This window comes from Pseudomonas sp. AKS31, assembly GCF_023634765.1.
Lineage (GTDB): Bacteria > Pseudomonadota > Gammaproteobacteria > Pseudomonadales > Pseudomonadaceae > Aquipseudomonas.
This window is the reverse complement of sequence record NZ_JAMLFX010000001.1, coordinates 869,118-883,567: the sequence shown is the minus strand read 5'-3', so window position 1 is coordinate 883,567 and position 14,450 is coordinate 869,118. Positions and strand designations below refer to the sequence as shown.

Below are 14,450 nucleotides of genomic sequence, written 5' to 3'. Positions count from 1 at the left end.
CGGCGATGCCGCCGACAGTCAGGGTTGTGACGCCATCGAGTGCGGTGATGGTGAACGTGCCGCTTTGGGTTAGCGCGGTGGAATCCGGTGCGCTGCCATCGCTGAGATTTTTCTCGTAAACGGTGAGTTCGCCGCCATTCACGTCGAGGCCATTGATGATCACCGGATCGTCGTTGTTGTGGATCTGCAACACGAGGTTGGCGGTGCTGGTATCGCCGTCTGCATCTGTGATGGTGTAGGCGAAGGTTTCCGTGCCGTTGCCACCACCGTGGAGGTTTTTGAAATCGGCGTCGCTGGTGTTCAGCGTGTAGGTGTACGTGCCGTCAGCATTCAGAACCAAGGTGCCGTAAGTGCCGGTGAACGTGCCCGGAGTTACCGGTCCGGTAGGGGCGCGGTCAGCCCCTTGCACATCGTTGGTCAGCACGTTGCCGGTCAGGGTCAGCAGGGTTTCCGAGGCTGTACCGTTGGCGTCGTCAAACGCTTTCGGCACGTCGTCAGTGATATTGACGTCGAGCGTGCCCGTCGCGGTGTCGCCATTGCTGTCGCTGGCAATCACCGTGAACTGCTCGCTGAGGTTGTTCACGCCATCGCCGGCTGCGTGGCTTTCGTTGCCGTTGAGGGTGTAGCTGTAACTGACCACGCCCGTCGCCGGGTTGTAACCAGTGATGGTCAGGGTGTTGCCCAGTTGCGTGGTGATCGATTGCGGGAACCCGACCGCTACGCCGCCGTTGATCAGGTTGATGCCACCGATGCTCAGACTGGTCAAACCATCCGGCGCCGACACGGTGAAGCTGCCGCTTTGCGTCAGTGCTCCTGGATTGGCCGCCGAGCCGTCGGGCAGATTGGCTTCATTGACGTTCAGCTCGCCGCCAGCCACGTTCAGGCCGCTGAGGGTCACCGGATTGTTGACTGGAGGCGGCACCACGACTGCCGGGGTGTTGTCGCCGTTGTCGATCACCGCGTTACGACGTTCTTCGGGGAATTCAGGAATACCGCCGAACCCGGCGGTGGGGAAACCGATGATCGGGTCAACCCGGCCGCCGACTTCGGTCAGCAAGACAAAACTGTGGCCACCGCCCAGCTCACCTGGCGCACCGCCCGGGGCATTCGGGCCGGCCGCAGTGGCTTCAGCGGTTTTGCTCGGGTCTTCACCGGCGGCGATGGCTTTCTGGATCTGCTCGACGTCGGTGAGTTGCGCGTCGCTCGGGGTCACGGCCTCCGCAGCATTTACGTGTGCAGCCTGACCGGCCAACAGTTCACTGGTCATGGCCATGCTGCTGCCGCGTCCAAGGGTCAGTTCTTTGCCGTTGTCCAGCTTCACCGCCACCGCGCCTTCCGCGCCAGTGATCAGTTGATCGCCTGCAAACAAACGATCCCCCTCAACCAGTGCGCGTTTAATACCGTCGGCTGACTGGGCGAAAACCTGGCCAATGACTTTAGTGACTGTGCCGATGAGCGTTGCCATGTGAAATCCTCCGCTGCCGACCACCGTCGGCACTGGTAAGCGAAGCAGCCCATGGCTCAATCGGGTTGTCGGAGGTGACGCTCGCACCTTCAACAGTTCGTTTCGCAGGCGGCCTCTTTCGGAAACATCAGTGCTATCAAGCACTTCCGCATCCTGATCAAAGCCATACGCCCACTAACGCTACGTAACGGTGGTGAATCACTCGAGTGACAAAAATCTGTCGCTCATCAGCCGCTACGCGTCCCTCCCCTTCAGCAGTACTTCGCCGTATGTCGCAAAGTGAGTGGAACTTTCCTCAAGCCTTTTTGCGCTCCCTAAAGCGCATAAAACAAAGGCTTTCATGCTGAACAATGTGCCGGTTTTTACAAAGCGCATAAGTTTTTTTCGGCATAAGCCTTATGAAAATTTTTTCTTAGCTACGCTTCAGGATGTTCTTAGCTCTGTTGTTACAAGAGTGAAACGCATACACCTAAAAATATCGTCAAATATTTGGCGACAGTAACACACCATCAGGACTCAGGGAGATGCACCCATGCGCGTTCTAACCCCCCTCTGCAGCGCGGTTTTGCTGGCCATGGCTTGCACTTCTCAAGCTCAGGCCATGAACCTCACCGAGGCGATTCAAAGCACCATCGCCACTCATCCGGAACTGGCCTCGCGCGTGGACGCCCGCCTGTCGGCAGATGAGCAAGTCAAAGTGGCCAAGGGCGGTTTCTATCCGTCCGTCGATCTGAACGCCGCGTATGGCCGTGGCTACAGCGACAACACCAACACCCGGGCCTTCGGTAATCACCACACCGAAATCCTCAATTACACCCAGTCCGAGCTGCGTTTGCGGCAAATGCTGTTCGACGGTTTCAACACCGCCAACGAGGTCGAGCGCACCAAAGGCGTGTCCAATTCGCGTGCGTACTACGCGCAGGGCACCGCTCAGGATCTGGCCTTGCGCACCATCGAGGTCTACCTCGAAGTGCTCAAACGCCGCGAGTTGGTGACGCTGGCGCGCAACAACCTGCAGGCGCACTTGCGGGTCAACGATCAGATCGGCCTGCGCACCGAGCGGGGTGTCGGCAGCACCGCCGACTCCGATCAATCGGTTGCGCGTAAAGCGCTGGCGCAGAACAACCTCGACACCGCCGAAGTCGATCTGTCTGACGCCGAAGCCAACTTCTACAGCGTGGTCGGACGCATGCCCGATGAACTGGAAACCCCGGCCTCGACCCGTGGCGAGTTGCCGACCGAACTGCGTGAAGCCCAGCAGAGCATGGTCGACAACAACCCGTATCTGAAATCCGCCCAGGCTGACGTGCAGTCGGCCGAGAGCCAGTACGAAGTCGCCAAATCGCCGTTCTACCCACGCTTCGATGCCGAAGCCGCCGTCGGCGCGAATAACAACGTGCAAGGCGATGAAGGCCACGACAACGAATGGCGGGTGGGCGTGGTGATGAACTACAACCTGTTCCGTGGCGGCAGCGACAAGGCGCGACTGGCCGCCAATGCCCACGACATCAATCAGGCCATGGACATCCGCAACAACGCCCTGCGTCAACTCAACGAGAACATTCGCCTGGCGTGGAACGCCATGGAAAACGCGAAGAAACAGACCCCGACCGCCCGCGAATACGCCGAAACCACCAAACGCGTGCGCGCCGCGTATCAGGATCAGTTCGGCCTCGGCCAGCGTACCCTGCTCGACTTGCTCGACAGCGAAAACGAGCTCTACAACGCCAACCGTCGTTACACCGAAATCCGCTACACCGAGGAATATTCGATGTACCGCGTGCTGGCGAACATGGGCCAGTTGCTGAGCAAGCAACGGGTGGTGCTGCCGGCTGATGCGATTGCGGCGACCGAAGTGAAGAACGAAGCGCGCCTGCCCGAGCTGAAATAACCAACTCCCTGTAGGAGCTGCCGCGGGCTGCGATCTTTTGACGTTGTTTTTTACGATCAAGATCAAAAGATCGCAGCCTGCGGCAGCTCCTACACGTGATTGGGGTGATAGACGATCAAGCGTTCCGTTCAGTTTTGTGTAGCCAGTGCCACCGTTTCAGGGGAGCGATCAATATGACCAGCATGGAACCCGGCAACATCGGGGTCGATCCGCGGCTGAGCTTCGATGATCCGTTACTCGACGGTCTGTTGATCCTTTGCAAACTGCATGGCGCGACGGTCAGCCGTGCCAGCCTGAGTGCCGGGCTGCCGCTGAACAAACAGCGTCTGAGCCTCGACCTGCTGCCCCGCGCTGCCGCCCGCGCCGGATTGCAGGCACGGATTCTGCGGCGTGAGCTGAAAGACATCTCGCCGCTCAACCTGCCGATTCTGCTGCTGCTCAACGACGGCCGCACCGCCGTATTGCGGCGTTTCGGCGATGACGGCAAAGCACTGATCCTGCCCAGCGAAGCCGATGGCGGCGAACAATGGATCAGCCGTGAAGAACTCGCCGAGCACTACAGCGGCCAGGCTCTGTTTGCGCGTCCGCGCCACGAACTCGAAGACCTGCGCTCGCCGCTGGTGCCACGGGTGCATGCGTGGTTTCGCGACACCCTGAAGCTGTCGAAATGGCTCTACAGCGATGCGATTCTCGCCAGTTTCCTGATCAATCTTTTAGGCCTGATGGTGCCGCTGTTCGTCATGCAGACCTACGATCGCGTGGTGCCGAATCAGGCCACGTCGACCCTGTGGGTGCTGTCGATCGGGCTGTTGATCGGCACTGGGTTTGAACTGGTGTTGCGGGTGGTGCGTGCGCACCTGCTCGACACTGCCGGCAAGAAAACCGACGTGATCCTTTCCGCGACTTTATTCGAACGCATCACCGGCATGTCGATGAAGGCGCGGCCGGCAACCATCGGTGGTTTCGCCCAGAGCATTCATGACTTCCAGGGCCTGCGTGAATTTCTCACAGCGGTAACCCTGACCAGCCTGATCGACCTGCCCTTCGTGGTGCTGATGCTGGTGGTCATCGGCCTGCTCGGCGGCTGGCTGGTGGTGATTCCGCTGCTGGCGTTTCCGATCACTATCATCTTCGCCATGGCGATTCAGGTGCGCCTGCGCGACACCGTGCAGAAAAGCCTGAGCCTCGGCGCTGAACGCCAGGCAGTGCTGATCGAAACCCTCGGCGGTCTGGAAACCCTCAAGGCCTGCAGCGCCGAAAGCGAGCGCCAGCACAAATGGGAAAGCACCCACGGCGCCCTCACCCGTCTCGACAGCCATGCGCGCAACTTATCCGCGCTGGCCACCAACGGCACGTTATTCATTCAACAGTTTTCCGGAATGGCGACGATTGTTGCCGGGGTCTACAGCATCATCGCCGGCAACCTCAGCGTCGGTGCGCTGGTCGCCAGCTACATGCTCGGCAGCCGTGTACTCGCGCCGCTGGGGCAGATTGCCGGGCTGATCACCCGCTATCAGCAAGCGCAACTGACCATGAAAAGCACCGACGCGCTGATGGCGCTGCCGCAAGAGCGCGACGGCAAACAGCGGCCGCTGGAGCGCACGCAGTTGCAAGGCGCGCTCGACGTCAACGGCGTGACCTTTCATTACAACGGCCAGAATGCCCCGGCACTGAGCAATGTCAGCTTCAGCCTGAAACCCGGTGAACGGGTCGGCATCATCGGTCGCAGCGGTTCGGGCAAAAGCACCTTGGCGCGTTTGGTCATGGGCTTCTATGAACCCGAGGAAGGCCAGTTGCTGCTCGACGGCCTCGACCTGCGCCAACTCGATGTCGCTGACCTGCGCCAGCAGATCGGCTACGTCGCCCACGACCTGCCGCTGCTGGCCGGCAGCCTGCGCGACAACCTGACCCTCGGCGCACGTTACATCAGCGATTCGCGGATGCTCGAAGTCGCCGAACTGACCGGCGTTACGGAACTCGCTCGTCAGCATCCGCAAGGCTTTGATCGGCCAGTAGGTGAACGCGGGCAATTGCTTTCTGGCGGCCAACGCCAGGCGGTGTTGCTGGCGCGCTCCTTGTTGCTCGACCCGCCGATCATGCTGCTCGACGAACCCACCAGTGCCATGGACAACAGCAGCGAAGACCAATTGCGGCAAAAGCTGCATGGCTGGGTGCAAGGCAAGACACTGCTGCTGGTCACCCACCGCACCTCGATGCTGAGTCTGGTGGATCGGCTGCTGGTGCTGGACAACGGCCGGGTCGTCGCCGACGGTCCGAAAGAAGCGGTCATCGATGCACTGCGCAAGGGCCGTGTCGGCTCGGCGGCGGTCTAGGAGTTGCCCCATGTCTGCTTCCTCCGATAGCAAATCGCGCGGCTACTTCGACAGCTTCGGCAGAAGCGCCGAAGCCGAGTTCATGCCGGAAACCGCCGGTGCTTCCTTGCAGGATTCACCGCGCTGGTCGCGCATCACTGTGTGGCTGGCGGCGGCGCTGCTGATCAGCGCGGTGGTCTGGGCCAGGTTTGCCGTGCTCGAAGAAGTGACCATGGGCGAAGGCAAGGCGATTCCGTCGAGCAAGATTCAGGTGATCCAGAACCTTGAGGGCGGGATCGTCACCGAGATCTTTGTGCGCGAAGGACAAATGGTGAACAAGGGCGACACATTGCTGCGTCTGGATGACACGCGCTTTCGCTCGAACAAGGGCGAGAGCGAGGCCGATCGTTACGCCTTGACGGCGCAGGTCGAGCGGCTGTCGGCGGAGGCCGAGGGCCGGCCGTTCAAGCTCTCCGATGAAGTCATCGCCAAAGCACCGCAAGTCGCCGAAGACGAACGTTCGCTGTACGAACAGCGCCAGCGTCGGTTGGCCAGCGAGCAGCGCACGCTTAGCGAACAACTGCGGCAGAAAACGCAGGAACTGGCGGAGTTTCGCTCCAAACAGGGCCAGTTCAGTTCCAGCCTGGCGCTGTTGCAGCAAGAGATGAACATGTCCGAGCCACTGGTCAAAACCGGTGCGGTGTCACCCGTGGAAATCCTCCGGCTCAAACGCAGTGCGGTAGAAATCCGAGGCTCTTTGAACGCGACGACGCTGGCCATTCCCCGCGCCGAATCGGCGATTGCCGAGATCCGCAGCAAGATCGACGAGTCGGAGCAAACCTTCCGCTCCGAGGCGGCGAAAGAGCTGAATGAGAAACGCACCGATCTGTCGAAAATCACCGCCACCAGCATCGCCATCGACGACCGCGTCACCCGCACCACGGTGACCTCACCGGTGCATGGGGTGATCAAGCAATTGAAGGTCAACACCATCGGCGGCGTGGTTCAACCGGGCAGTGACATGGTCGAAATCGTGCCACTGGAAGACAACCTGCTGATCGAAGCCAAGGTGCGCCCGCAGGATGTCGCGTTCCTGCATCCGGGCCAGAAAGCCATGGTCAAGTTCAGTGCTTACGACTACACGATTTACGGCGGGCTGAGTGCCAAACTTGAGCTGATCGGTGCGGACACGATTACCGATGACAAGGGCAACAGCTTCTACCTGATTCAGGTGCGCACCGATAAAAACCATTTGGGCGGAGATGTGAAACCGCTGCTGATCATCCCGGGGATGGTGGCGACGGTGGACATTATTACCGGGGAGAAAAGTGTGCTGGATTACTTGCTGAAACCGGTGCTTAAAGCCCGGACCGAGGCGATGCGCGAACGCTAGAGATATCCGGATTTTGTGGTGAATTGACTGGCCCCATCGCTGGCAAGCCAGCTCCCACAGTGTCCGTGTCGGCCACAAAACCTGTGAACAACTCAGAACCTGTGGGAGCTGGCTTGCCAGCGATGAGGCCAGCAAGAACACCGACTATTTTTCAGCATGATTACGCTGAAACGTCTCTGCACCCATCGCCGCAATCTGCCCCTCGATCAACGCTTCGAACGGCTTGAGCATCGGCTCGAATGACGCCGGAGCCTCCAGTGTCTGCAACGCCTGCACAATCGCCTCAATCGTCGACAACGCCCCCGGCCCCGGCGCCTTGCGCAACCGATAGCGCGACACCCCGCCCTCGGCCAGCGTCACCCGCGGCAACGCCGCCAGCAGCGGATTGAGGTGGAGCATCTTGCGCGCTTTGCGCCACGTACCGTCCGGCACCACCAGCAACAGCGGTTCATCGGACTCGTCGTAAGCCTGCATCGGTTGGGCATCGTCCGCCGGGAACAACAACCGAGCCCGATACCCCGGGCGGTTCAACAGGGTCGGCAAATCCTCGAATACCTCACCGACAATCAGCTCGGCACTGCGTAAACCCAGAGCCGCCAGCCGCGCGGTATTCAACGCATGGTTAACCTCGCTCGGATGCTGCAACAGCAACACCCGCGTGCGGCTGTCGAGGTTCGGGATCAGCGGGCACAGGCAATGGGTTTGGGGGCGCAGGCAGCGCGGGCATTGGGGTCTGGACATACTTCTTGTTCCTGCAAGCTAAGCCTGATTGAGCTGAGCTTTGAGCAAATCGCGGAAGGTCTGGATCAGCGGTTCACGGCTACGACCGCGACGCATGATCATCGAAAACGGCGCCTGATAACCGAAGGTCGCCGGCAGCAACACGCGCAAATCGCCCTTGTCGGCCCACGCCTGAGCATAGTGCTCCGGCAAATAACCGATGTAGGCGCCGGACAGTACCAGAATCAGCTGCGCCTCCATACTTTCCACGGTGGCGGCGCTGTGCTTGAAGCCGTGGCGGGCCAGTTCCGCCTGACTCCAGTAACCACGCCCGACCATGCGTTGCTGGGTGATGACTTGCTCGGGAATGCGCCGCTCGTTGAACAACGGATGGCGGCTGCTGCAATACAACCAGTGCTGCTCGCGGTACAGCGGCATGTACACCAGACCGCTCATGCGCGTGGAAAACGCACCGATGGCCAGATCGAGACGATTGTCCTGCACGCCGAGTTGCAGTTCGTACGGGCTCATCACCGACAAATGCAAATGCACCGCCGGGTGTTCCTGACTGTAGGCACCAATGGCTTCGGCAAACGGCAGGGCCTTGTCGCTGACCGTGGAGTCGATCACGCCGAGGTTGAGCGTGCCGCGCAGTTCGCCCTTGAGCGCTGCCGCGTATTGCTCGAAACCTTCGAGCTCGGCGAGCAGGCGCAGGGTTTCCTGATGGAACAGCTCACCCTTGCTGGTCAGGCTGAACCCGCCGCGGCCGCGATGGCACAGCACCAGGCCGAGCGCGGCTTCGAGCTGGCTCATGTAAGTGCTGATGGCCGAGGTCGACAGGTTGAGTTCCTGTTGCGCGTTGGCAAAACCCTGATGGCGCACGACGCTGACGAAGATGCGCAACAGTTTCAGGTCAGGTAAAGCGTTGGCCATGTCTACTCCGGGCTTTGCAACTGTGTGTCTGTGGGAAAAGCCCCTCACCCCAGCCCTCTCCCGGAGGGAGAGGGAGCTGATCTCCATGGCTTTCAAATCCTGAGTTCGACTCGATTTTTCAGGTCGATGTAGATTCCGCCAACAACTCGGTCGGCCCCCTCTCCCTCTGGGAGAGGGCTGGGGTGAGGGGCGGCAATGTTCAGCCAGGCAAGAATCCCAAGACCGCAAAGTCTAATCCCAGCCCCGCCATTAGTTTAGAAAAATCTGAACTAAGTTTTTGCCCGTAGCGATTCTTCTGCCGCACTACATTTCGCATCATCGGCCCCACAGCGGCGTCCGAACCCGTGCTCAACGGCGCGCCGACATAAATAAAACAAAGACGATGAGGCCTTACCCGTGGACAAGATTCTTCACCAACCACTGGGCGGCAACGAAATGCCGCGCTTCGGCGGCATCGCCACCATGCTCCGACTCCCCCATGTACCGACCGCTGCCGGCCTGGACGCTGCATTCGTTGGCGTGCCACTGGACATCGGTACTTCGCTGCGCCCCGGCACCCGCTTCGGGCCACGCGACATCCGCACCGAATCGGTGATGATCCGCCCGTACAACATGGCCACCGGCGCTGCGCCGTTCGACTCGCTATCGGTCGCCGATATCGGTGACGTGGCGATCAACACTTTCAACCTGCTCGACGCCGTACGCATCATCGAAGAAGCCTACGACAACATCCTCGAGCACAACGTGATCCCGATGACCCTGGGCGGCGACCACACCATCACCCTGCCGATCCTGCGCGCGATCCATAAAAAGCACGGCAAGGTCGGTCTGGTGCACATCGATGCCCACGCTGACGTCAACGATCACATGTTCGGCGAGAAGATTGCCCACGGCACCACTTTCCGTCGCGCCGTCGAAGAAGGCCTTCTGGACTGCGACCGCGTGGTGCAAATTGGTCTGCGCGCGCAGGGTTACACCGCTGACGACTTCAACTGGAGCCGCGATCAGGGCTTCCGCGTGGTTCAGGCCGAAGAGTGCTGGCACAAGTCGCTGGCACCGCTGATGGCCGAAGTGCGCGAAAAAGTTGGTGGCGGTCCGGTGTACCTGAGTTTCGACATCGACGGCATCGACCCGGCCTGGGCGCCCGGCACCGGCACCCCGGAAATCGGTGGTCTGACGACCATTCAGGCAATTGAAATCGTCCGTGGCTGCCAGGGCCTCGACCTGATCGGTTGCGATCTGGTAGAAGTCTCGCCCGCTTATGACACCACCGGCAACACCTCGCTGCTGGCCGCCAACCTGCTGTACGAAATGCTCTGCGTACTACCTGGCGTGGTCCATCGCTGAGGATCGGGTCATGAACGAACGTGATCAGGTTCTGCAAGCGGCCGCCGAACTGGTGGCCGCCTTCGCCCGTAACGATCGCGAAACTTACTTCGGCGCGTTCAGCGCCGATGCGAGCTTCGTCTTCTACACCCTCGAACAGCCGCTGCTGTCGCGCGATGCCTATCAGGCCTTGTGGGACCGCTGGCGCGCCGAGGATGGCTTCGAGGTGCTTGCGTGCACCTCGAGCAACGCCTTCGTCAGCCTGCAAGGTGACGTGGCGATTTTCATCCATGACGTAGCCACCGAGCTGCGCATGCAAGGGGAGCAACACTTCAGCCAGGAGCGCGAGACGATTGTGTTCAAGAAACACGCGTCGAGCCTAGAACAACAAGGCCTTTGGCTGGCCTGTCACGAACATTTGTCCGCAATGCCGGAAGGGCTGCCATCCCCTTAGCCAAAACAGGTGACGCCTCACGCACGATGAGGCGCGCCTTTATGATCGGAGCAGATCATGAATAACAACAACAACGACCAAAGCCTTACGCAGATTGAAACCCACGGGGTCGAACAGATCCCGGACCACGAACGCAGCGCAGGCCCGACGGACTTGTTCCGGATGATCTTCGGTGGTTCGAACACCTTTGCCACCGCCGTGCTCGGCAGTTTCCCGGTGCTGTTCGGTCTGTCTTTTCAGGCCGGCGTCTGGGCGATTGTGCTGGGCGTGCTGCTTGGCTCGCTGATCCTCGCCCCGATGGGCCTGTTCGGCCCGCTCAACGGCACCAACAATGCCGTGTCGTCCGGTGCGCATTTCGGCGTGCACGGGCGGATCGTCGGTTCGTTCCTGTCGCTGTTGACCGCTATCGCGTTTTTCTCGCTCTCGGTGTGGAGTTCGGGCGATGCGCTGATCGGTGGAGCGAAACGCCTGATCGGTCTGCCGGAAACCGACCTGACTCTGGGCCTGGCCTACGGCCTGTTCGCGATTCTGGTGCTGACCGTGTGCATCTACGGCTTCCGCTTTTTGCTGTGGGTGAACAAGATCGCGGTGTGGAGCGCCAGCCTGTTGTTCCTGCTGGGGATCTTCGCCTTCGCCGGTCCGTTCGACGTCAACTACGCCGGTACGGTGAACCTCGGTCAGCCGGGCTTCTGGGCGGCGTTCATCGGTGCTGCGCTGGTGGCGATGAGCAACCCGATTTCCTTCGGTGCGTTCCTCGGCGACTGGTCGCGCTACATCCCGCGTGAAACCTCCAAGCAACGCATCATGGCGGCCGTGGTGCTGTCGCAGATTGCCACGTTCATCCCGTTCCTGTTCGGCCTGACCACCGCGACCATCGTCGCGATCAAGGCACCGGACTACATCGCGGCGAACAACTACGTGGGCGGTTTGCTGGCGGTGTCGCCGAGCTGGTTCTTCCTGCCGGTGTGCCTGATTGCGGTGATCGGCGGCATGTCCACCGGCACCACTTCGCTGTATGGCACTGGGCTGGACATGTCCAGCGTGTTCCCGCGCGTGCTGTCGCGTGTGAAAGCGACACTGCTGATCGGCGTGCTGTCGATTGCCTTCATCTTCATCGGGCGCTTTGCGGCGAATCTGGTGCAGAGCGTGTCGACCTTCGCCGTGCTGATCATCACCTGCACCACGCCGTGGATGGTGATCATGATCATCGGCCTGTTGGTACGTCGCGGCTTCTACTGCCCGGATGACCTGCAAGTGTTCACTCGCGGCGAACAGGGCGGGCGCTACTGGTTCAGCCACGGCTGGAACTGGCGTGGTCTGGGTGCGTGGATCCCGAGCGCGGCGGTTGGCTTGTGCTTTGTGAATCTGCCGGGGCAGTTCGTTGGCCCGCTGGGTGAAATGGCCGGCGGCATCGACATCAGTTTGCCGGTGACCCTCGGTCTGGCTTCGGTGGTGTACCTGACGCTGCTGAGCCTGTTCCCGGAACCGCGCGAAGTGTTCGGCCCCAAGGATGCCCGGCGTGAAGCCGCAGTAAAACCTCAACTGCGTCAGGCCGCCTGACGCCGCTCCCACAGTGGGCAGCATTGCTGAACCAAATTTGTTTCACCATAAAAAAGACAATCGGAGACACGCCATCATGGCTTTGGATTTATTCGTCGTCCTCATCTACGCCGCCGGCATGCTCTTGCTCGGCTACTTCGGCATGCGCAAGGCCAAGACCAACGAGGACTTTCTCGTGGCCGGTCGTAACCTCGGCCCAAGCCTGTACATGGGCACCATGGCCGCGACCGTACTCGGTGGCGCGTCCACCGTCGGCACCGTGCGTCTGGGTTACGTGCATGGCATTTCCGGTTTCTGGCTGTGCGCGGCACTCGGTTGCGGCATCGTTGCGCTGAACCTGTTCCTCGCCAAACCGCTGCTGAAACTGAAGATCTACACCGTTACCCAGGTCCTGGAAAAGCGCTACAACCCGATGGCCCGCTCGGCGAGCGCGGCGATCATGCTGGCCTACGCACTGATGATCGGCGTGACCTCGATCCTCGCCATCGGCACCGTGCTGCAAGTGCTGTTTGACCTGCCATTCTGGGTTTCGGTACTCGTCGGTGGTGGCGTGGTGGTGATCTACTCGGCGATCGGCGGCATGTGGTCGCTGACCCTGACCGACATCGTCCAGTTCATCATCAAGACTGTGGGTCTGATGTTCATCCTGTTGCCGATCTGCCTGTACCGCGTCGGCGGTTGGGACGAACTGGTGCTGAAACTGCCGGCGACTGCCTTCAGCTTCACCACGATCGGCTGGGACACGATCATCACCTACTTCATGATCTACTTCTTCGGCATCCTGATCGGTCAGGACATCTGGCAACGGGTGTTCACCGTCAAGACTGCCAAAGTCGCGCAATACGCCGGCAGCCTCGCGGGCATCTACTGCATCGTCTACGGCCTGGCCTGCGCGCTGATCGGCATGGCCGCGCACGTGCTGATCCCGGATCTGGACAACGTCAACAACGCCTTCGCCGCCATCGTCAAACTGTCGCTGCCGGACGGCATCCGGGGTCTGGTGATCGCTGCGGCACTCGCGGCAATGATGTCCACCGCCAGCGCCGGCCTGCTCGCCGCTGCCACCACGCTGACTGAAGACCTGCTGCCGAAACTGCGTGGCGGCAAACAGTCGAGCCTGGGCGTCAACCGCCTGTTCACCCTGCTGACCGGTGTCGTGGTGCTGGGTATCGCGCTGGTGGTGAATGACGTGATCAGTGCCCTGACGCTGGCGTACAACCTGTTGGTGGGCGGCATGCTGGTCCCGCTGATCGGTGCAATCTTCTGGAAGCGCGCAACCACCGCCGGCGCCATCGCCAGCATGGGCCTGGGTTTTGCCACCGCGCTGCTGTTCATGTTCAAGGACGGTCTGGATGCGAACACGCCGATCTACTACAGCCTGGCTGTGGGTCTGGTGAGTTTTGTGGTGGTCAGCCTGGTCTCCCCTCGCCCGGCGACCGCGGCCAGTGCGATCTAAGCTTTGATGTAACGGCTTGATGCTTTCTTCGACGGGTGTGGCGTCGGTTGCCACACCCGTTTTTTTACGCCTGGAGAAAAGTGCTGATGAAAATAGTTTCTCGTGATCAGTGGTTTGAAGTGCAGCACCTGAGTGACGGCATTCGGCTGATTCATGAGCCGTATATCCGCCCGTTCTACCGCTGCAACCTGTGGCACGTTCAGGGCCGCGACAAAGATCTGCTGCTGGACAGCGGTTCGGGGCTGGTCAGCCTGCGCGAACAATTGCCGTGGATCACCGAGCGACCGTTGGTGGCAGTGGCCAGTCATTGCCATTTCGACCATATCGCCGGGCATCACGAATTTGCTGAACGGCTGGTGCATCCGGCCGAAGCGGACATTCTGGCCGCGCCGGATGGCGAAAACGATTTGAGCCGCGCTTTCGTCGGTGACGACATGTTCGAAGCGCATCCGGATTGCCCATTGTGCTACGCCGAATACCGGGTCAAAGCCGCGCCGGCCACCGGGTTTGTCGAGGACGGTGATGTGCTGGATCTGGGCAACCGCACGCTGCAAGTGCTGCACACGCCGGGGCATTCACCGGGCGGGATCAGCCTGTATGAAGCGGCGACTGAGACCCTGTTCAGCGGCGACATCATCTACGACGGGCCGCTGATCGAAGACGCCTACCACTCCAATCTTGCGGATTACGCCGCGAGTCTGCGGCGTTTGCAGGCGTTGCCGATCCGCACGGTGCATGGCGGGCATTTCGGCAGTTTTTCCGGCGCGCATTTGCGCTCCATGATTGACGAGTGGTTGCGCGGCCAAGACCGCGAAGACCGCGAATGACTTGAGCCGGTTTTTACTGGAGATTTCACGGCGCTGAAAACGCAAAAGATCGCAGCCTTTGGCAGCTCCTACACGGATTGATGTAGGAGTTGCCAAAGGCTGCGATCTCTTGA

The 14,450-nt window shown here is 60.7% G+C and carries 11 protein-coding genes; 8 read left to right on the top strand and 3 right to left on the bottom strand.

What is annotated here, in order from left to right; genetic code table 11:
- On the bottom strand, positions 1–1,465 hold a 1,465-nt coding region (locus M9827_RS03990; RefSeq protein WP_250603649.1), incomplete at its 3' end, for a retention module-containing protein.
- Positions 1,466–1,997: 532 nt separating this feature from the next.
- Between M9827_RS03990 and M9827_RS03985 the strand changes: the two genes are divergently transcribed.
- The 3 genes from M9827_RS03985 (at position 1,998) to M9827_RS03975 (ending at position 7,061) form a co-directional block, all read left to right on the top strand.
- Positions 1,998–3,356 (top strand): TolC family outer membrane protein, encoded by a 1,359-nt coding sequence (locus M9827_RS03985; protein WP_007914523.1) that lies wholly within the window; start codon positions 1,998–2,000, stop codon positions 3,354–3,356.
- 173 nt (positions 3,357–3,529) lie between these two features.
- The gene (locus M9827_RS03980; protein ID WP_250603647.1) at positions 3,530–5,689 is read left to right on the top strand and encodes a type I secretion system permease/ATPase; all 2,160 of its coding nucleotides are present in this window, start codon (positions 3,530–3,532) and stop codon (positions 5,687–5,689) included.
- 10 nt (positions 5,690–5,699) lie between these two features.
- Positions 5,700–7,061 carry an HlyD family type I secretion periplasmic adaptor subunit gene (locus M9827_RS03975; RefSeq protein WP_250603645.1) on the top strand — a complete coding sequence of 454 codons (1,362 nt, stop codon included), beginning with the start codon at positions 5,700–5,702 and terminating at the stop codon, positions 7,059–7,061.
- A 144-nt stretch (positions 7,062–7,205) separates the two neighbouring features.
- Here M9827_RS03975 and M9827_RS03970 read toward each other — a convergent pair whose 3' ends face one another.
- Positions 7,206–7,802 carry a tRNA-uridine aminocarboxypropyltransferase gene (locus M9827_RS03970; protein ID WP_250603643.1) on the bottom strand — a complete coding sequence of 199 codons (597 nt, stop codon included), beginning with the start codon at positions 7,800–7,802 and terminating at the stop codon, positions 7,206–7,208.
- 18 nt (positions 7,803–7,820) lie between these two features.
- Positions 7,821–8,714: a LysR family transcriptional regulator gene (locus M9827_RS03965; RefSeq protein WP_007956593.1), complete on the bottom strand. Its 894-nt coding sequence runs from the start codon at positions 8,712–8,714 to the stop codon at positions 7,821–7,823.
- Between the two features lie 396 nt (positions 8,715–9,110).
- On the opposite strand from M9827_RS03965, the gene speB reads away from it, so the two are divergent.
- The 5 genes from speB to M9827_RS03940 all read left to right on the top strand — a co-directional run bounded on the left by speB (position 9,111) and on the right by M9827_RS03940 (position 14,337).
- On the top strand, positions 9,111–10,061 hold the full coding sequence (gene speB / locus M9827_RS03960; RefSeq protein WP_003222717.1) for an agmatinase: 951 nt from the start codon (positions 9,111–9,113) through the stop codon (positions 10,059–10,061).
- Positions 10,062–10,071: 10 nt separating this feature from the next.
- On the top strand, positions 10,072–10,494 hold the full coding sequence (locus tag M9827_RS03955) for a YybH family protein (protein WP_250603641.1): 423 nt from the start codon (positions 10,072–10,074) through the stop codon (positions 10,492–10,494).
- A gap of 57 nt (positions 10,495–10,551) precedes the next feature.
- Positions 10,552–12,054, top strand: a complete 1,503-nt coding sequence (locus M9827_RS03950) for a purine-cytosine permease family protein (protein WP_250603639.1) — start codon at positions 10,552–10,554, stop codon at positions 12,052–12,054.
- Positions 12,055–12,130: 76 nt separating this feature from the next.
- Positions 12,131–13,510: a sodium:solute symporter family protein gene (locus tag M9827_RS03945; RefSeq protein WP_250603637.1), complete on the top strand. Its 1,380-nt coding sequence runs from the start codon at positions 12,131–12,133 to the stop codon at positions 13,508–13,510.
- Positions 13,511–13,596: 86 nt separating this feature from the next.
- Positions 13,597–14,337, top strand: coding sequence for an MBL fold metallo-hydrolase (locus M9827_RS03940; RefSeq protein ID WP_250603635.1), 741 nt, complete (start codon positions 13,597–13,599; stop codon positions 14,335–14,337).
- The last annotated feature ends 113 nt before the right edge of the window (positions 14,338–14,450 follow it).

Bases quoted from the DNA above. Each gene is read 5' to 3' on its own strand.
- M9827_RS03985 (WP_007914523.1), top strand. From the start codon at position 1,998: ATGCGCGTTCTAACCCCCCTCTGCAGCGCGGTTTTGCTGGCCATGGCT.
- M9827_RS03980 (WP_250603647.1), top strand. From the start codon at position 3,530: ATGACCAGCATGGAACCCGGCAACATCGGGGTCGATCCGCGGCTGAGC.
- M9827_RS03975 (WP_250603645.1), top strand. From the start codon at position 5,700: ATGTCTGCTTCCTCCGATAGCAAATCGCGCGGCTACTTCGACAGCTTC.
- M9827_RS03970 (WP_250603643.1), bottom strand. From the start codon at position 7,802: ATGTCCAGACCCCAATGCCCGCGCTGCCTGCGCCCCCAAACCCATTGC.
- M9827_RS03965 (WP_007956593.1), bottom strand. From the start codon at position 8,714: ATGGCCAACGCTTTACCTGACCTGAAACTGTTGCGCATCTTCGTCAGC.
- M9827_RS03955 (WP_250603641.1), top strand. From the start codon at position 10,072: ATGAACGAACGTGATCAGGTTCTGCAAGCGGCCGCCGAACTGGTGGCC.
- M9827_RS03950 (WP_250603639.1), top strand. From the start codon at position 10,552: ATGAATAACAACAACAACGACCAAAGCCTTACGCAGATTGAAACCCAC.
- M9827_RS03945 (WP_250603637.1), top strand. From the start codon at position 12,131: ATGGCTTTGGATTTATTCGTCGTCCTCATCTACGCCGCCGGCATGCTC.
- M9827_RS03940 (WP_250603635.1), top strand. From the start codon at position 13,597: ATGAAAATAGTTTCTCGTGATCAGTGGTTTGAAGTGCAGCACCTGAGT.